Source organism: Agromyces indicus (assembly GCF_031432295.1).
Taxonomy (GTDB): Bacteria; Actinomycetota; Actinomycetes; order Actinomycetales; family Microbacteriaceae; genus Agromyces; species Agromyces indicus.
This window is the reverse complement of the sequence record NZ_JAVKGS010000003.1, coordinates 493,751-511,669: the sequence shown is the minus strand read 5'-3', so window position 1 is coordinate 511,669 and position 17,919 is coordinate 493,751. Positions and strand designations below refer to the sequence as shown.

The window sequence follows — 17,919 nt, the reverse complement described above, 5'->3', positions numbered from 1 at the left end:
TGACGAGCGCGGCCGTCGCGAGTGACGGCGGATCGCGCCGTCAGCGTGCGGGGCCGTCCTCGCGCAGTTCGTCCGACTCGGGCGCGCGCTCGAGTTCGTGCTCGTGCTCGTCGATGTCGCGACCGAGGTCGTCCTCGATGAGCAGGTCGCGCCGCACGTGGTCGCTGCGGTAGGCGGCGCGTCCGAGCATGTGGGCGGTCATGGGCTGCGTGAGCAGCTGGAACGTCATGATGAGCACCGCCGTCGACACGACGCCCCACGTCGGCACGCGCAGCACGATCGCGAGCAGTACGACCGCGAGGCCCAGCACCTGCGGCTTCGTGGCGGCGTGCAGGCGGGTGAGGACGTCGGGGAAGCGCAGGATGCCGATGCCGGCGGCCATCGACAGGAACGCGCTGAGCAGGATCAGCCCGCCCACGCCCAGCTCGAACGCGGTCATGAGGCGTCCTGCTTCGCGACGAACCGGGCGATCGCGATCGAACCGACGATGGCGAACATGGCCAGCACGAGGAGCACCACGAGCGTGTCGGTGTGCCGGTTGATCGCCATCTCGGCGGCGAGGCCGCACATGGCGATCGCGAGCAGCACGTCGGTCGCCAGGGCGCGGTCGAGGATCGACGGGCCGCGGATGATGCGGACGATGGCGGCGATCGCGCCCACGCCGAACATGGTCGCGGCGGCGAGGCCGATGATGGCGAGCGGGGTCACGGCATGCCTCCGTTCCGGTCGGCGGCGTCGCCGCGGTCGCGGTCGACGTCGCGGGTCTCCGACGCGGCGTCGTGCTCGGCGACCGGATGCCGCGGCGCGGTCTGGGACGGCGTGACGTCGCCGGTCGGCACCGTGGGCATGGCCCCGGTCTCGCCGGCCCGCCGACGTCGACGCGCCTCGTGCACGGCGCGCGCCTGCGCGCGGGTGCCGATGGCGAGCACGATGCGCTCCTCGGTGCGGAGGATCCGCTCGCGCGCCCGGTCGATGTCGGCCTGGTCGCGTGCACCGAGTTCGTGGCAGTACAGCAGCCCGCGCTCGCGGTCGATGTCGACCACGACGGTGCCGGGGACGACCGAGATCGCCTCGGCGGTGAGCGTCGTCACGAGGTCCGAACGGGTGAGGAGCTGGACGTCGATGATCGCGTTCATGGGCTGCCAGGTCGGCCACACGGCCTTCGTCGCGACCTGGATGGAGGCGACGACGACGTCGAACATCATCCGGAGCCCGAGCAGGAGGGCGCGCCACACGTTGAAGCGGCCGCTGAGCAGTACCGGCGGCAGGTAGAGCAGCCGGGTCACGGCGATGGCGAGCAGGATGCCGGTGGTGACCGTCAGCACGTCGATGTGGTCCCACAGGAAGATCCACAGGGCGACGAGGCCGAGCAGGAGCGGCAGCTGTCGCCAGACCGCCTCCCACCGGGAGAACTCCTCCGGCGCGGGGGTCCGGCGCTCGCCGGCGGCATCCGTCGTCATCGCACCCCCTCGGGGAAGACCAGTGAGACGTAGACGCTCGCATCGCGGAGGTTCTCGGCCGCGCGCCCGGCGAGGTCGTACAGCGGACCGGCGAACACCGTCAGCGCGACCGTCAGCAGGACGAGGGCCGTCGTGGCCGCGACCATGAGGCGCGGGGTGGTGCGCGTCGCGACCAGGGTGGCGCCCGCCGGTGCCTCCTGCATCGAGTCGATCATCGCCGAGCGGTACCCCTCGACATCGCCGGTGGGACGCCAGAACGCGAGGTTCCAGAACCGCGCCAGGGCGTACAGCGTCACGAGCGAGGTCGCGGTGCCCACGGCGATGACGACCCAGATCAGCCAGGCCGGGCCCGTCGACGAGGTGCCGAGGGTCTCGGAGGCGGCCGTGCCGTTCGCGGCGTCGGCGCCCGCGACGAACAGGCCGACCTTGCCGAGGAACCCGGAGAACGGCGGGATGCCGCCGAGGTTCAGCGCCGGGACGAAGAACAGCACCGCGAGCACGGGTGACGCGCTGCGGAGCCCGCCGAGGCGCGTGATGGAGGTCGCACCGCCGAACCGCTCGATGAGGCCCGTCGTGAGGAACAGCGTCGTCTGCACCGTGATGTGGTGCACGACGTAGTAGATCGTGGCCGCGAGCCCCGCGATGCTCGCCAGCCCGATGCCGAAGATCATGTAGCCGATGTGGCTCACGAGCGTGAACGACAGCAGTCGCTTGATGTCGGCCTGCGTGAGCGCGCCGAGGATCCCGACGGCCATGGTGAGGCCGCCCACCACGAGGAACAGCGTCGTCAGGTCGCTCTCGGGGAAGATGACGGTCTCGGCGCGGATGATCGCGTACACGCCGACCTTGGTGAGCAGGCCCGCGAACACCGCCGTGACCGGCGCGGGGGCCGTGGGGTACGAGTCGGGCAGCCAGAACGACAGCGGGAACACCGCGGCCTTGATGCCGAACGCGATGAGCAGCAGCAGGTGCAGCATGAGCTGCACGTCCTGGGGGAGTTCGGCGATGCGCACCGACAGCTGGGCGATCGTCGCCGTGCCCGTGGCGCCGTAGATCAGCGCGATCGCGCTGAGGAAGAACAGCGACGACATCAGGCTGACGATGATGTAGGTGATGCCCGCGCGGATCCGTTCACCCGTGCCGCCCAGGGTGAGCAGCACGTAGCTCGCCGAGAGCAGGATCTCGAACCCGACGTAGAGGTTGAACAGGTCGCCGGCGACGAACGCGTTGAAGACGCCCGCCGACAGGATCAGGTAGGTCGGGTGGAAGATCGACACCGGCGTTTCGCGGTGCTGGTCGGCGATGCCCTGCCCGACGGCGTACACGAGGACGCCGAGCAGCATGATCGCCGAGATGATGATCATGATCGCGCTCAGCCGGTCGACGACGAGCACGATGCCGAACGGCGCCGGCCAGGCGCCCACCTCGACGGCGATGCCCGAACCGGACGCGTCGACCTCGGCGAGCAGCACCACGGCGATCGTCGCGACGGCGGCGAGGACACCGGTGCTCACCGCCATCTGGGCGCGGAGGTGCCGGCCGAGTATGAGGGCGGTCGCCGCGCCGAGCATCGGCAGCAGCACCATGAGCGGCACGAGCGCGTCGGTCATCGGCGCACCTCCTCGTCGCTCGCGTCGAGCACGTCCTGCACGGCACGGTCGTCCTCGGCGGTGCTGCGGATGAGGCCGGCGGTCTCCACGGCGTCTTCCTCGGCGTCCTCCTCGTCGCCGATGATGTCGCCCTGCGCGCCGAGCTGCGCCAGCCACCAGGTGCGGTAGACGAGCGCGAGCATGAACGCGGTGAGCCCGAGGTTGATGACGATGGCCGTCAGGACGAACGCCTGCGGCAGCGGGTCGGACAGCGCGGCCTCGTCGACGCCGTCGACGAGCAGCGGCGCGAGGCCGGGAGCGCCGGCCATCGAGAACATGAACAGGTTCACGCCGTTGCCCACGAGCAGGAAGCCGATGAGCACGCGGGTCAGGCTCCGCTCGAGCATCACCGCCACACCGGCGCCGAACAGCACCGCCGCGACGATCACGAGCACCAGGGTCGGGGTCATGCCTCGGCCCTCCCGGGTCCGGTCGCGCCCGCGGGGTCGGCGGGCAGGTCGGGGTCGCCGACCGGTCGCGTGGGGTCGGCCGGCTCGGCGGGGTCGGCGGGGACCGCGTCCTCTCCGGCCTCGTCGATCTGCCGGTCGATCTCCGCGCCGAGGGTGCGCAGGATGTCGAGCACGAGTCCGACGACGATCAGGTAGACGCCGATGTCGAACAGCGTCGAGGTGCCGATCGAGAGCACGCCGAGCACGGGCACCTCGGTCTCGAACCACGTCGACTCGAACACGGTCGCGCCGTACAGCAGCGGCATCGCGGCCGTGCCCGCTGCGAGGAGGAGGCCGGCGCCGAGCACGCGGCCGGCGTCGACGGGCAGCGCCTCGCCGAGTTCGTAACGGCCGCCCGCGAGGTAGCGCGCGACGAGGGCGAGGCCGGCCACGAGCCCGCCCGCGAACCCGCCGCCGGGGGAGTTGTGTCCGACGAAGAGCAGGTAGACCGACACCACGATGGCCGGATGGAACAGCAGCCGCACGAGCACCTCGATGAGGATCGAGCGGTTGCGCGGAGAGATCGTGCGGCCCGCGAGGAGCCACGTCTGGCGGGTCGCGGCGGCCTCGGCCGCGGCATCCGTCTCGTGATCGACGTCGGCGAGTCGACGCCGCGCCGAGCGCATCGTGTCGGCCGGCTCGGGCAGCGGGCGCAGCCGGTCGCGGGGCGCGCCGAGGTCGAGTCGGGGGGCGCCGCCCGTGCGACCCGAGACGAAGATGAGGCTCGCGACGCCGGTGGCGACGGCGACGAGCACCGACACCTCGCCCAGGGTGTCCCACGCGCGGATGTCGACGAGCAGTCCGTTCACGATGTTCTTGGCGTGCGCCTCGAGCGCGAGCGGCGGGTACCCCTCGGAGATCGTCGGCTCCTGCCGTGCGCCCAGCGCCACGAGTCCCGCTACGGCCATGACGAGTGCGGCGAGCGTGCCGATGACGGCGCGCACCGGGGCGCTCACCGTCGATCTCCGGCTCTGGATGTTCCGCGGCAGCCGGCGCAGCACGAGCACGAACACCACGATCGTGATCGCCTCGACGAGGCCCTGCGTGAGCGCGAGGTCGGGCGCGCCGCCCACGCCGAACAGCACCACGAGCCCGAAGCCGGTGACGCCCGCGAGCAGGGCCGCCGCCAGGCGCTGGCGGAGGACCACCACGGCGAGGGCGGCCACGATGATCACGAACCCGACCACGGGCTGCGCGGGCTCGTCGGCGAAGCGCACGTCGGAGGGCCAGCTGTCGTTCATCAGCGCCGCGCCGCCGACGCCGAGGATGAGCACGCTCACCGTCACGGCGAGGTAGCCGGGCAGGCCGCCGGACTGGATGAAGGTGGTGAGCCAGGCGGCGAACCGGTCGACGCCGCGCACGATGCGCAGGTAGCCGCGACCGGCCTCGAACGTGTCGGGCAGCGCCGCCTGTGCGCGGGCGACCGCGGCGCGGCGCCACACCATGAGCGCACCGAGCGCGTAGACCCCGAGCGAGATGAACAGCGCCGGCTCGAACCCGTGCCAGAGCGCCAGCTTGTACTCGGTCGGGCCGGGCAGGCCGACGGATGCCGCGGCGATGAGCGGCTCGATGGCGGCGACGCCGATCGAGGCGGCGAGCGAGGTCACCGCGAGCACGCCGGGCGCGACCGCGATGAGCGGCGACTCGCGGTGCAGCGGCGGCTCGGGCACGCCGGGCTTGCGTCCGAAGGCGCCCATCACGAACCGCGCGCTGTACGCGACGGTGAGCACCGAGCCGATGATCGCCGCGACGAGCCCCACCCACGCCCACGCGCCGCCCTCGGCGCCGTACTCGAGCTGCGCGTGGAACACCGTCTCCTTCGCGACGAACCCGAGCACGGGCGGCAGGCCGGCCATCGAGGCCGCGGCGACGGTGGCGATCGCCGCGATCCAGGGCATGCTGCGGCCGAGGCCCGACAGCTCGCGCACGTCGCGCGTGCCGGTCGCGTGGTCGATGATGCCGACCGTGAGGAACAGGGCCGCCTTGAAGAGCGCGTGCGCGAGCAGCAGGGCGCCGGCGGCGAGCTGCCCGTCGCGGGTGCCGATCGACGCGACGAGCACGAGGAAGCCGAGCTGGCTCACCGTGCCGTAGGCGAGCAGCAGCTTGAGGTCGGTCTGCCGCAGGGCGCGCCATCCGCCGACGAGCATGGTGAACGCGCCCAGGCCGATGAGCAGCGGATGCCACACGGCGAGCTCCGCGTACCCCGGCGCGAGCCGCATCACGAGGTACACGCCCGCCTTCACCATCGCCGCGGCGTGCAGGTAGGCGGACACGGGCGTGGGGGCGGCCATCGCGGCCGGGAGCCAGAAGTGGAAGGGGACGAGCGCGCTCTTGGAGATGGCCCCGACGAGTACCAGCGCGATGCCGACCTCGCCGGCGACCCCGACGACCGGGTTCGCGATGAGCTCGGCGAGCGACGTCGTGCCGCCCGCCACGGTGAGCACCACGAGGCCGACGAACATCGTGAGGCCGCCGAACACGGTGACGGTGAGGGCCTGCAGCGCGGCGCCGCGGCTCTCGCGCTTGCCGGAGTCGTGCCCGATGAGCAGGTACGACAGCACGCTCGTGAACTCCCAGAAGGTGAAGAGCACGTACACGTCGTCGGCCGTGACGAGGCCGAGCATGACCCCCGCGAAGCCGAGCAGGAGGGCCGCGAACCGCCCGAGGTTCGGCTCGTCGTCGCGGAAGTACCAGGTGCAGTAGAGCAGCACGAGCGCGCCGACGCCCGTGACGATCAGCGCGAGCAGCAGCGAGAGCGGGTCGAGCCGGAACGACAGCGAGATGTCGAGCGCCGGGATCCACGGGATGCGCTCGGTGACGACGCTGCCCTCGGCGGTCGTGGGCACGTGCCAGAGCAGCCACGCGAACACGCCCGCGGGCACCAGCGCGATGACCGGGAAGATGCGGCGACCCAGCGCCCGCGCTGCGAACGGGGTGACGACGGCCACGAGCCCGAACAGCACGAGCGAGAGGATCATCCACCCTCCAGCTTCGCATCGACCGTTCCAGTCCGGTCATCCTATCGAGGGCACGTGAACGGATGCCGGGAGCCCTCCGGACTGCGAGGATGGCCGCATGCACGTGCTCATCGACGCCGCCGAACTCGCCGCCCGGCTCGACGACCCCCGTACGGTCGTGCTCGACGTGCGATGGACCCTCGCCGAGCCCGACGGACGCGACGCGTACCGCGCGGGGCATATCCCGGGTGCCGTCTACGTCGACCTGGACACGGAGCTCGCCGACCACTCGGCGACCGGCGAGGGGCGGCATCCGCTGCCCGGCGAAGCCGCGTTCACGGCGGCCATGCGGCGCTGGGGCCTGCGCGACGGCGACCTCGTCGTGGCGGTCGACGATGCGGGCGGCATGTCGGCGGCCCGGGCCTGGTGGCTGCTGCGGTACGCCGGATGGCGCGACGTCCGCCTGCTCGACGGCGGCCTCGACGCGTGGCGGGAGGCCGGCCTGCCGCTCGAGACCGGCGACGTCGTGCCGGAGCCGGGCGACGCGACCGCCCGCTTCGGCGGGATGCCCGTCGTCGACCTCGACGAGGCCGACGCGCTCGCGTCCGCCGAGGCCGGGGTGCTGCTCGACGCCCGCGCGGCCGAACGGTACCGCGGCGAGGTCGAGCCGATCGACCCGCGCGCCGGGCACATCCCCGGCGCGGTGTCCGCGCCGACGACCGGGAACCTCGGCGCCGACGGGCGGTTCCTGCCCGCCGAGGTGCTGCGGGAACGGTTCGCGGCGCTCGGCGCCGACGGGCGGCATCCGCTCGCCGTGTACTGCGGGTCGGGGGTGAACGCGGCGCACCAGGTCGCCGCGCTCGCCGTCGCGGGACTCGACGCCGCCCTCTACCCGGGGTCGTTCAGCCAGTGGTCGAACGTGCCGGAGCGGCCGGTCGCGACCGGATCCGAGCCGGGCGGCGACTGAGGCCGGTCACTCCGGAGGTCGGTGGCCGACGGCGATGAGCGTGGTCAGGTCCACCGTGGCGGAGCCGCGCGACAGGCCCGCGACGTAGCGCTCGCGGACCGCCTCGCGCGTCTCGTCGTCGAGTCCGCCGATGAACGCCCGGAAGCCCGTGCCGGTCACGAGGCGCCAGGCCAGCTCGGGATCGAGGTCGAGGTGGCGCGGCACCACCTCGGCGCGCACGTCGGCGAGGCCGCGCTCGGTGAGCCAGTGGGCGAAGTTGCCGGCCGTGTCGGCGCCGACGATCGTGGCGCGGCGCGCGTCGTCGAAGCTCGGCACGCGCTCGTCGTCGGTCGGCAGCGCCTCGGCCAGGAGTTCGCCGATGCGGTCCATCGCGCCGGCCGCCCACACCGTGAACACGGCGCGGCCGCCGGGTCGCACGCACTCCACGAGATGCCGCGTGCCGGCCGCCGGATCCTCGAAGAACAGGATGCCGAGCACGCACTGCACGAGGTCGTAGCCCGTGTACGGCCACGTCGTGACGTCGCCCACTTGGGGGCGCAGCTGCGGCATCCGCTCGCCCGCGCGCTCGCGCATGATCTCGACCAGCGGCTCGGCCAGGTCGACCGCGTCGACCACCCCGCCCGGCCCCACGAGTTCGGCCGTCGGCACGGCCGACGCGCCGTCGCCGGCGCACGCGTCGAGCACGCGCTCGTCGAAGCGGGGCTGGGAGCGGAGCACCGTCGCGCGCGAGATCGGGTTCCAGATCACCTCGTCGAGTTCGGCGAACGCCTCCCATCCGCCCCGGAACGACGTGATGAAATCGGGCTCGGCCCTGACATCCCCCATGTGCACATTGTGGTGCCCACCGGCCGATCCGTGAAGACTCAGCAAACGGAAAGCGGATTGCGTGCAGACTGGAGGGCGACTTCGCTCCCCGATCGAAACGAGAACCCCTCATGAACCGTGCCCTGCGTCGAGGTGCGCCCATCGCGCTGGCCTCCGTGACCGCCCTGCTCCTCGCCGGTTGCGCCGGAGACCCCGCCGAGCCCGAGCCCACCGCCTCCGAGGAGGCCGCCGCGTGCCTCGAGGTCGACGCGGGCGAGCAGAGCGACGCCGTCGAGGTCGAGGGCGAGTTCGGCGCCACCGCGACCGCCTCGTTCGAGACGCCCCTCGAGGCCGAGGAGCTCCAGCGCACGCTCGACATCGAGGGCGACGGCGACGTCACGGCCCCCGGCGACGAGGTCTCCGTCGTCGTCACCGCCTTCAAGGGCTCGACCGGCGACCAGGTCTTCTCGCAGCCCACGTCGCTGACCATCGGCGACGGCTCGCTCTACGAGGGCTTCCTCGCGGGCGTCGACTGCGTGCCGATCGGATCCCGCGTCGTGACCGTCGCGCCCGCGGCATCCGTCTACGGCGAGCAGGGCAACGAGTCGATCGGCGTCGAGCCCGGCGAGACGCTCGTCATCGTCACCGACGTGCAGGACGTCGTCGAGGCCGAGGACCTGCCCACCCCGAGCGAGTGGACCGAGAACGTGCCCGAGGTCGAGTTCGACGGCGACGGCGTGCCCACCGTGACGATCCCCGACACCGAGCCGCCGGCCGACTACCAGCTCAAGGTGCTCGAGGAGGGCGACGGCGACACCGTCGAGGCCGGCCAGGTCGTCTCGCTCCACTACCAGGGCCTCAACTGGGCGACGAAGGAGATCTTCGACCAGAGCTTCGGCAACGCCGATCCGGCGCGCTTCGGCACGGGCGACGTGATCCCCGGCTTCGGCGGCGCGCTCGTCGGCCAGAAGGTCGGCACCAAGCTCATCGTCACCATCCCGCCGGCGCTGGGCTACGGCGAGGAGGAGTCCGCGAACGGACTCGGCGGGCAGACGCTCGTGTTCGTCGTCGACATCCTCGAGGTCCGCGACAACTGACCTGACGCCACCCCGACGCCGCGCCCGCGGCATCCGTTCACTGCAGCGGATGCCGCGGGCGTCGTCGTTCGCGACCCGGCTCGCAGGTGCGCCACAGCGATATCCCCGCGGGTATTCAGGTGCAGCCACGAGGCTGGGAATGCCCCGGTCAGGGGTGATGTTGTACCTGTATCCGGGACCGACCCGACCTGACCCGGTTCCGGCGATTGGAGGACACGTGGGCATCAGCTACGTCGAGTTCGAGGACGAAGCCGGCATCCTGCGTCGCTACCGCAAGCACGTCAACGGTCGTGGCCTCGTCGCCACGACCGCGAAGGTGGATCCGACGGCGTTCGTCGACCCGACCGCCTACGTCGATCCGGGCGCGCAGGTGCAGCGCGGAGCCGTCATCTCGCACGGCGCCTGGATCGAGCAGGACGCGATCGTCGCCGAGAAGGCGACCATCGGCGTGAACGCGCACGTCGGACGCGGCGCCGTCGTCGGACGCTTCGCGGTCGTCGGGCCGTACGCGGCCGTCGGTGCGAACGCGCGCGTGCAGAACGGTGCGCGGGTCCCGCGCGAGGCGCACGTCGCCGAAGGCGGCGAGCACCGCGCGTCGGGCGACGACCTGCGCCGGCTCGGCCTCGCGGCCTGACCCGCCGCGGCGCGGCGCGCCACCGCCGCACCGCCGCCCCCCGACCCACCCGATGCCCCGGGCCCCGCGCTCGGGGCATCGTCATGTCCGCGCGGTGCTTCGGAGGACGTTCCGCGATCTGCAGGACGCGATCCGGCGTTCGCGTCCGGCATTCCGCCGAACGTCCTGCACTGCGGGGTGACGTCGGGGCGCCCGGCTGGAAGGATCGGGGCATGGGGAACGAGATCGCACCCGACTGGTGGAAGTCGGCCGTCGTGTACCAGGTGTACCCGCGCAGCTTCCAGGACTCCGACGGCGACGGCGTCGGCGACCTCCGCGGCATCATGCAACGGCTCGACCACCTCGAACGCCTCGGCGTCGACGTGGTGTGGCTCTCGCCCGTCTACCGATCGCCGCACGCCGACAACGGGTACGACATCAGCGACTACCGGGACATCGACCCGGCGTTCGGCACCCTCGCCGACTTCGACGAGCTCCTCGCGGCGATGCACGCCCGGGGCATGAAGCTCGTCATGGACCTCGTCGTCAACCACACCTCCGACGAGCACGCGTGGTTCGTCGAGTCGCGGTCGAGCCGCGAGAACCCCAAGCGCGACTGGTACTGGTGGCGCCCGCCCCGCGAGGGCACGCAGGGCGGCGACCCCGGTGCGGAGCCGACGAACTGGGAGTCGTTCTTCTCCGGTCCCACCTGGGAGTGGGACGAGGCGACCGGCGAGTACTACCTGCACCTGTTCGACGTGAAGCAGCCCGACCTGAACTGGGAGAACCCGGAGGTCCGGGAGGCCGTCTACGAGATGATGCGCTGGTGGCTCGACCGCGGCGTCGACGGCTTCCGGATGGACGTCATCAACCTCATCTCGAAGCATCCGTCACTGCCCGACGGGCCCGTTCGGGACGGCAAGCGGTACGGCGACGGCGGCGCGTCGTACACCAACGGCCCGCGCCTGCACGAGTTCCTGCAGGAGATGCACCGCGAGGTGTTCGACGGGCGCGACGGGCTCATCACGGTCGGCGAGACGCCGGGGGTGACGCTCGATGAGGCGATCCTGTTCACCGACCCGGCCCGCCGGGAGGTCGACATGGTGTTCCAGTTCGAGCACGTCGGGCTCGACCACGGCATCAGCAAGTTCCGGCCCCGGCCGCTCGAGCCCGGCGAGCTCGCGGCATCCCTCGTCAAGTGGCAGGAGGGCCTGCACGACGTCGGCTGGAACAGCCTCTACCTCGAGAACCACGACCAGGCACGGTCGGTCAGCCGATTCGGCGACGCCGACGAGCACTGGTACGCCTCGGCGACCGCGCTCGCGACGATGCTGCACCTCATGCGCGGCACGCCGTACGTCTACCAGGGCCAGGAGCTCGGCATGACGAACGCGCCGTTCTCGGTGATCGACGACTACCGCGACGTCGAGTCGCTGAACGCGTACGCCGAGGAGGTGGCGAGCGGCACGGCCGTCGCCGACGCGCTGTACGGGCTCAGCCTCATGAGCCGCGACCACGCCCGAACACCCATGCAGTGGGATGCGACGACCAACGCGGGCTTCACGTCGGGCACGCCGTGGCTCGCCGTCAACCCCAACCACGACCGCATCAACGCCGCCGTGCAGCTCGGCGACCCGGGCTCGGTGTTCGAGTACTACCGGCAGCTCATCGCCCTGCGTCACGAGCGGGCGGTGGTCGCCCACGGCTCGTTCGAGCGAGCGGATGCCGGGCACCCGGCGATCCTCGCCTACGAGCGCGTGCACGGGGCCGAACGGCTGCTCGTCGTCGTGAACCTGACGTCGGTCGAGCACGACCCCGTGTTCGCCGACGAGGTCGCGGCGCGCTGGGGGACGGGCGCGGGGGAGCCGGGCGACGTGCCGATCCTGACCAACACGATCCCGGACTCGCCGGCCCCGTTCGACGCGCCGCTGGCGCCGTGGGAGGCCCGCGTTTACGCCGCCGGCGCCTGACGCGTCGCGCCGGAACCAGCTTGTCGCTGCGGAACCACTCCGTGAGGTGGTTCCGAGGGCGGAAGGTGGTTCCGGTGCGCCGGCGCCGGTGGATCGGCGGTGGCGGAGCGCCGGAGCGCGCCGGGGCTAGGCGGCGAGGCGAGCGGCGAGCAGTTCGAGGGTGAGGGCGCGGCCGGATGCGGCATCCGCCGGCTCGTCGGCCCGTGCGCCCGCGACGGGCGCGATCATGACCTCGTCGACGCCGTGGCGTTCGGCGAGGGTGCGCACAGCGGATGCCGCGGCATCCGCGTCGGCGATGACCCAGCGGGGTCGCATGCGCGCGATGACCTCGTCGGCGTCCGAGTCGCGCGGCGCCGCGAGCGCCTCGTCGACGGTCTCGAGCGGGCGCATGGGCCGGTTGAGGCGCAGCCGCGCCATCGATCGCAACTGGGGGAGCGCGAGCTGCTCGGCCTCGTCGGCGGTATCGGAGACCACCGCGTTCAGCGTCAGGATCGTCTGCGGTGTCGGATGCCGCTCGCTCGGCCGGTACTCGGAGCGATACAGCTCGAGCGCCCGCTCGAGCCCCTCGCCCGAGAAGTGGTTCGCGAACACGTACGGCAACCCCAGCTCGGCCGCGAGCCGCGCCGAGTAGTCCGAGCTGCCGAGCAGCCACAGCTCGGGCACCGACGTCGCCGCGGGCGTGGCCTGGATCGGGTACTCGCGCCCGCTCGTCAGCCGCAGCGTCGCCCCGTCGGGCGAGAGCAGGCTCAGGATGTCGGCGACATGGTCGGGGAAGCGGTCGACGTCGGCCGTCGGCCCCGAGATGCGCAGCAGCTGCGTGATCACCGGGTCGCTGCCGGGCGCGCGCCCGATGCCGAGGTCGATGCGCTCCGGCGCGAGCGCCTCGAGCGCGGCGAACTGCTCGGCCACCACGAGCGGCGCGTGGTTCGGCAGCATCACGCCGCCCGACCCCACGCGGATCCGCTCCGTGCGCGCGGCCGTCGCGGCGATGAGCACCGGCGGCGTCGTCGAGGCCACCGCGGGCATGTTGTGGTGCTCGGCGAACCAGTAGCGGGTGAAGCCGAGGCGGTCGGCGACCTGAGCCAGTGCGACGGATGCCGCGACGGCATCCCCCGACGACTGGCCGCTCCGCACGGGCACGAGGTCGAGCACTGAGAGACGGGGTGTGAGCATCCCTCTCCCCAACCGGGCCGGTCGCGCGGGTATTCCGGACGGCGAACCGCGACCGGAAGCACGGGATAACCCTGAGCCGATCCGGGGGATGACCCTCTGTCCCGACCGCCCCGCACGTCATTGGATGGAACCCGTCGTGAGCGCCCCCGGCAACCCGGGCGGCCGTCGGAGCAAGCGCCCTACCTCGGCCCGGCCCGCGACCCACGCACCTGAAAGGAACCACCCGTGAACTCCCTTGCCTTCGACACCGTCGCGCTCTCGCTGCGCGAGGCGTTCGCCATGCTCGACGAGCGGCTCGACGGTCGGCTCCACCTGCCCGGCGACGCCGACTGGGACGCCGTCCGCGCGGCCTGGAACCTCGCCGTCGACCAGCGGCCCGCGGCCGTCGTGGTCGCGGCATCCGTCGCCGACATCGCCACCACCGTGCGCGCCGCACGGGACCTCGGACTCGCCGTCGCCCCGCAGGCCACCGGCCACAACGCCGCGCCCCTCGTCGACGGCCACGGGCTCGCCGACGCGATCCTGCTCCGCACGCATGAGCTCCGCGGCGTGGAGGTGCGCCCCAACCAGCGCATCGCCCGCGTCGAGCCCGGCGCGCTCTGGGGCGACGTGGTCGCCGCCACCGCGCCGCACGGACTCACCGCGCTCGCCGGATCGTCGCACGACGTCGGCGTCGTGGGGTACACGCTGGGCGGGGGTGTCTCGTTCCTCGGACGCGCCCACGGGCTCGCGGCGAACCACGTCGTCGCGGTCGAGCTCGTCACCGCCGACGGCGAGTTCCGCCGTGTCGACGCCGAGCACGAGCCCGAGCTGTTCTGGGCGGTCCGCGGCGGCGGCGGCGACTTCGGCGTCGTCACCGCCCTCGAGTTCGGCCTGTTCGCGATCGAGCAGGTGATCGCCGGGGCGCTGTTCTTCCCGATCGACCGCGCCGGCGAAGTCCTCGAGACCTGGGCCGAGTGGACCGCGTCGGTGCCCGACACCGTCACGTCGGTCGGGCGGGTGCTGCGCTTCCCGATCATGCCCGAACTGCCGCCGTTCCTCTCCGGCCGCTCGTTCGCGCTCATCGAAGCCGTCGTGCAGGAGACGCCCGAGGTCGCCGACCGCCTGCTCGCGCCCCTGCGCGCGCTCGCGCCCGAGATCGACACGATCCACCCGCAGGCCCCGGGCGAGCTGCTGCAGCTGCACATGGACCCGCCCGGACCGACCCCCGGCCACGGCGACGCCATGATGCTCAAGGACCTGCCCGTCGAAGCCGTGCGCGCGTTCATTGCCGCGGTCGGACCGGAGTCGGACACGGCGCTGCTGTCGGCCGAGATCCGCCACCTCGGGGGAGCGTTCGACCCCTCCGCGGCCGTCGAGCTCGCCGCCGAGCGGGACCTGCCCGCCCCCGGTGCGATCGCCGGGTTCGAGGGGCGCTACCTCGTGTTCGGCGTCGGCATCGCCGCACCCGACACGATCGACGCGGTCGTCGCGTCGCTCGGACGCCTGCTCGCGCGCATCGAGCCGTGGCGTGCCGCCGAGGAGTACCTCAACTTCACCGAGCGTCCCGCCGCCGGTGAGCGCTTCTTCGGCGACGACGGGCGACTCGCCCGGCTGCGGGCGCTCAAGGCGGCGATCGACCCCACGGGCGTCATCCGCTCGAACCACCCCGTGCGCCGCTGACGGAACCACGCGGATACGGACCCGGCCGGACGGCCGGGTCCGTTTTCCATGTCCCGCTGGGTCTGTCGGATCGGAGCCGAGGTTCCTAGGCTGGGGACACGCGACGGCGAGGTCGTCGTCGCCGGAATCGGAGGAGGACGAATGACGGTCCACTACGAACTGCCCACCCCGAGCGACTTCAAGACGCTCGCCGGTGAGCACCATCCCGCGGTCACGATCTACGCCTCGACGGCGCCGATCGTCAGCGAACGGGAACGCGCCGAGACGGCGGTGAAGAGCGCGTTCGACGAGGCGCTCGACCGGCTCCGCGCCGACGGGGAGGAACCGGCCGCCATCGACGCGCTCAAGGTCGAACGGGACCGGGTGCTCGCCGACAAGACCGTGTGGGGGTCGCTCTCGCGCTCGCTCGCCGTGTTCGCGGCACCGGGAGCCACCGAGGTGTACGTGCTGCCGAACCGGCTCGACGACGCCGTGCACGTCGGATCGCACTTCACGCTCGGACAGCTGCTGCGCGCGCCGAGCCAGGACCAGGAGGCCTACGCGGTCACCCTGTCGTCGAACGAGTGGGCGCTGTGGCACGCGCTGCCCACTGCGCGCGCCGAGGAGATGCCGCTCGACCCGAACCTGCCGAAGAACCTCGAGGAGGCCGTCAACCGCGACCTGGGCGAGCCGATCCGCAAGAAGGGGGCCGGCCACGGCGACCGCGGCACGCCCGAGCAGGACCGCCGGCCCGAGATCCAGGACAACTACGCCAAGCAGGTCGCCGATGCCGTCTGGCAGGCACTGCACGCCGAGGACCCCGACGGCCGCGTGCCGCTGTTCGTGTTCGCGGCCGAGCCGCTGCTCACGTCGTTCATGGAGCGGGCGCACAACGGACGCCGCGTCGTGGCCGTCCCGGGCGGCGCCGACCGCCTGAACGCCGCCGAGATCGACGAGGAGCTCCGCCGCCAGCTGGCGTCGCTCAACGTGCACGAGGCGAAGTCGGCCCTCAAGGGCCTCGCCGACGGCAGCGCCGGGCGCGTCGAGCGCGACCTCGCCGCGATCGGGCGGATGGCCGCCGAAGGCGGCGTGGAGACGCTCTGGTTCGACTTCACCACCTCGGTCAACGGCACCCTCGACGCCGAATCGGGTGCGGTCGAGTTCGCCACCTCGAACGGCGGCGGACCGGCCCTCGCCGATGGCACGCGCGCGGGCGACATCCTGCCGCAGCTGGCGATGATGGTGCTCTCGCGGGGCGGCAAGGTCGTCACCGTCCGCGGCGACGACCTCCAGGACACCGAATGGACGGGGCCGGCCGTGGCCGAGCTGCGGTTCGCCCTGACGTAGGCCGGGGTCCGCGTCATGCCGCGGGGTCGCTCCGAACGGGGCGGCCCCGCCGTCTGCGTCAGGCGGTGGCGGCCACCGGGCCGGCGCCGGCGACGGCGGCCCGGGCGGTCTGGAGTGTGCGGGTCGCGGCATCCGCCATCGCCCGGACGAGCGTGGAGATCGGGGCGAGGCGGCGGTGCGCGTCGGGCCGTGAGGCGCGGGCGCCGGCGCCGAAGCCGGGGACCGCCTCGAGGACCGGCACGACGACCGCCGGCTGGCACTCGAGGTGAACCTCGATCTCGCGCGTGCGGGGATCCTCGATGATGGCCTCGAACGCGACGCGCGCGCGACGGACGCGTCCGCGGCGGCGTGGCGGCGTCGAGCGGATGCCGAGCCGGAGCCGTTCGGGCGACGTGCCGACGCCCGCGGACCCGGCGGGGACGAACTCGACCCGCCACAGCTCGCTCGGGCACTCGGCGACGCCGGCGACGTGGATCAGGCGAACCCCGCCGGACGTGATCGCCACAGCGGAGAGCTGGTCCGGGTGCACGTGCGCGTGATCGGTGAGGTGCGACATGTTCGCAGACGCTACGGGTGCGGCCCGGCGGCGGCATCAGGGGTGACGCTGAGATCGAGGCATCCGTTTTCCGCAACCCCTGCGACCCCCTCGCCGGCCGACCTAGGCTTGCGGGATGCGATTCGGATTCTTCGTTCCCCAGGGATGGCGCCACGACCTCGTCGGCATCGAGCCGGCCGACCACTGGTCGACGATGCACGGCCTCGCCGCGCACGCCGACCGCGAGGACTCGCCGTGGGAGTCGATCTGGGTCTACGACCACTTCCACACCGTCCCCGTCGCGAGCGACACCGAGGCGACGCACGAGGCGTGGTCGCTGATGTCGGCGTTCGCCGCCTCGACCTCGCGCGTGCGGCTCGGCCAGATGTGCACGTGCATGTCGTACCGCAACCCCGCGTACCTCGCGAAGGTCGCCGCGACGGCCGACCTCATCTCCGGCGGGCGCATCGAGATGGGCATCGGCGCCGGGTGGTACGAGCACGAGTGGCGCGCGTACGGGTACGGGTTCCCCGACGCTCCCGCGCGACTCCGGATGCTGCGCGAGGGCGTCGAGATCATGCACCAGGCGTGGACGACCGGCCGCGCGAGCCTCGACGGGGAGTTCTACCAGGTCGACGGCGCGATCGTGCAGCCGCAGCCGCTGCAGCCCGGCGGCATCCCCATGTGGGTCGCCGGCGGCGGTGAGAAGGTGACGCTGAAGATCGCGGCGAAGTACGCGTCGTACACGAACTTCTTCGGCAGCCCCGAGGAGTTCAGCCACAAGAGCGAGGTGCTCCGCGGGCACACCGACAGGCTCGGCCGCGACTACGCCTCGATCGTGCGCAGCGCCAACTTCAACACCGTCATCGGCGAGGACGAGGCGGATGTCGCGCGGCGCCTCGAGGCGATCGAGTCGCGCGTCGCCCCGTACCTCGGCCCTGAGGTGACCGAGCGGTTCATGAACGACTACCGCGGGCCGTCGGCGATCGCCGTGGGCACGCCCGAGCAGGTCGTCGAGCGGCTCCTCGACATGAAGGCGCGCGGCCTGGGCTACGCGATCCACTACTTCCCCGAGCTCGCGTTCGACCGCACCGGGCTCGAGCTCTACGAGCGCGAGGTGCTCCCCGCCCTGCGCTGACTGAGCGGGTGCCGTTTTCAGGAGTTATCCGGCGGGTCGTGTCGGTCAGCGGCGTGTCGTCCTGAGAACGGTGCCGAATCGGCGAGACCTCCTGAGAAGCGCAGGCCGAGCGGATGGCG

Annotated in this window: 16 protein-coding genes; 7 read left to right on the top strand and 9 right to left on the bottom strand. The window is 72.5% G+C overall.

The annotated features are described in order from the left end of the window. Positions 1-40: 40 nt before the first annotated feature. Genes mnhG through RH861_RS12265 form a run of 6 tightly spaced genes read right to left on the bottom strand, consistent with a single transcriptional unit; the run spans position 41 to position 6,536 of the window. Complete coding sequence (mnhG, locus tag RH861_RS12290; protein WP_067948090.1) at positions 41-439, bottom strand: monovalent cation/H(+) antiporter subunit G; 399 nt, start codon at positions 437-439, stop codon at positions 41-43. Beyond that, a complete protein-coding gene (locus RH861_RS12285; RefSeq protein WP_067948089.1) occupies positions 436-708 on the bottom strand; it encodes an MrpF/PhaF family protein in 273 nt (90 codons plus the stop codon). Before RH861_RS12285 ends, mnhG begins: the two co-directional genes overlap by 4 nt. Continuing rightward, complete coding sequence (locus RH861_RS12280; protein ID WP_310521211.1) at positions 705-1,460, bottom strand: Na+/H+ antiporter subunit E; 756 nt, start codon at positions 1,458-1,460, stop codon at positions 705-707. Before RH861_RS12280 ends, RH861_RS12285 begins: the two co-directional genes overlap by 4 nt. Further along, the gene (locus RH861_RS12275; RefSeq protein ID WP_310521210.1) at positions 1,457-3,070 is read right to left on the bottom strand and encodes a Na+/H+ antiporter subunit D; all 1,614 of its coding nucleotides are present in this window, start codon (positions 3,068-3,070) and stop codon (positions 1,457-1,459) included. The genes RH861_RS12280 and RH861_RS12275 overlap by 4 nt, the downstream gene beginning before the upstream one ends. After that, positions 3,067-3,519, bottom strand: coding sequence for a sodium:proton antiporter (locus RH861_RS12270; RefSeq protein ID WP_310521209.1), 453 nt, complete (start codon positions 3,517-3,519; stop codon positions 3,067-3,069). Before RH861_RS12270 ends, RH861_RS12275 begins: the two co-directional genes overlap by 4 nt. After that, entirely contained in the window at positions 3,516-6,536 is a 3,021-nt protein-coding gene (locus RH861_RS12265) for a Na+/H+ antiporter subunit A (RefSeq protein ID WP_310521208.1), read from the bottom strand. Before RH861_RS12265 ends, RH861_RS12270 begins: the two co-directional genes overlap by 4 nt. A gap of 97 nt (positions 6,537-6,633) precedes the next feature. Here RH861_RS12265 and RH861_RS12260 point away from each other — a divergent pair, with 97 nt between their 5' ends. Further along, the gene (locus tag RH861_RS12260; protein WP_310521207.1) at positions 6,634-7,482 is read left to right on the top strand and encodes a sulfurtransferase; all 849 of its coding nucleotides are present in this window, start codon (positions 6,634-6,636) and stop codon (positions 7,480-7,482) included. A 6-nt stretch (positions 7,483-7,488) separates the two neighbouring features. On the opposite strand, the gene RH861_RS12255 is transcribed toward RH861_RS12260, so the two are convergent. Then, positions 7,489-8,307 (bottom strand): class I SAM-dependent methyltransferase, encoded by an 819-nt coding sequence (locus tag RH861_RS12255; RefSeq protein ID WP_310521206.1) that lies wholly within the window; start codon positions 8,305-8,307, stop codon positions 7,489-7,491. A 110-nt stretch (positions 8,308-8,417) separates the two neighbouring features. On the opposite strand from RH861_RS12255, the gene RH861_RS12250 reads away from it, so the two are divergent. The 3 genes from RH861_RS12250 (at position 8,418) to RH861_RS12240 (ending at position 11,966) form a co-directional block, all read left to right on the top strand. Further along, entirely contained in the window at positions 8,418-9,383 is a 966-nt protein-coding gene (locus RH861_RS12250) for an FKBP-type peptidyl-prolyl cis-trans isomerase (protein WP_310521205.1), read from the top strand. Between the two features lie 217 nt (positions 9,384-9,600). Continuing rightward, on the top strand, positions 9,601-10,017 hold the full coding sequence (locus RH861_RS12245; RefSeq protein ID WP_067948075.1) for a hypothetical protein: 417 nt from the start codon (positions 9,601-9,603) through the stop codon (positions 10,015-10,017). Positions 10,018-10,229: 212 nt separating this feature from the next. Continuing rightward, complete coding sequence (locus RH861_RS12240) at positions 10,230-11,966, top strand: alpha-glucosidase (RefSeq protein ID WP_310521204.1); 1,737 nt, start codon at positions 10,230-10,232, stop codon at positions 11,964-11,966. A gap of 126 nt (positions 11,967-12,092) precedes the next feature. Here RH861_RS12240 and RH861_RS12235 read toward each other — a convergent pair whose 3' ends face one another. After that, positions 12,093-13,139 carry an LLM class flavin-dependent oxidoreductase gene (locus RH861_RS12235; protein WP_310521203.1) on the bottom strand — a complete coding sequence of 349 codons (1,047 nt, stop codon included), beginning with the start codon at positions 13,137-13,139 and terminating at the stop codon, positions 12,093-12,095. 225 nt (positions 13,140-13,364) lie between these two features. Here RH861_RS12235 and RH861_RS12230 point away from each other — a divergent pair, with 225 nt between their 5' ends. Continuing rightward, positions 13,365-14,801: an FAD-binding oxidoreductase gene (locus RH861_RS12230; RefSeq protein WP_310521202.1), complete on the top strand. Its 1,437-nt coding sequence runs from the start codon at positions 13,365-13,367 to the stop codon at positions 14,799-14,801. 141 nt (positions 14,802-14,942) lie between these two features. Beyond that, positions 14,943-16,127 (top strand): baeRF3 domain-containing protein, encoded by a 1,185-nt coding sequence (locus tag RH861_RS12225; protein ID WP_310521201.1) that lies wholly within the window; start codon positions 14,943-14,945, stop codon positions 16,125-16,127. 58 nt (positions 16,128-16,185) lie between these two features. Here RH861_RS12225 and RH861_RS12220 read toward each other — a convergent pair whose 3' ends face one another. Further along, the gene (locus tag RH861_RS12220; protein ID WP_310521200.1) at positions 16,186-16,683 is read right to left on the bottom strand and encodes a hypothetical protein; all 498 of its coding nucleotides are present in this window, start codon (positions 16,681-16,683) and stop codon (positions 16,186-16,188) included. A gap of 115 nt (positions 16,684-16,798) precedes the next feature. Here RH861_RS12220 and RH861_RS12215 point away from each other — a divergent pair, with 115 nt between their 5' ends. Beyond that, positions 16,799-17,800, top strand: coding sequence for an LLM class F420-dependent oxidoreductase (locus RH861_RS12215; RefSeq protein WP_310521199.1), 1,002 nt, complete (start codon positions 16,799-16,801; stop codon positions 17,798-17,800). Positions 17,801-17,919 lie beyond the last annotated feature (119 nt).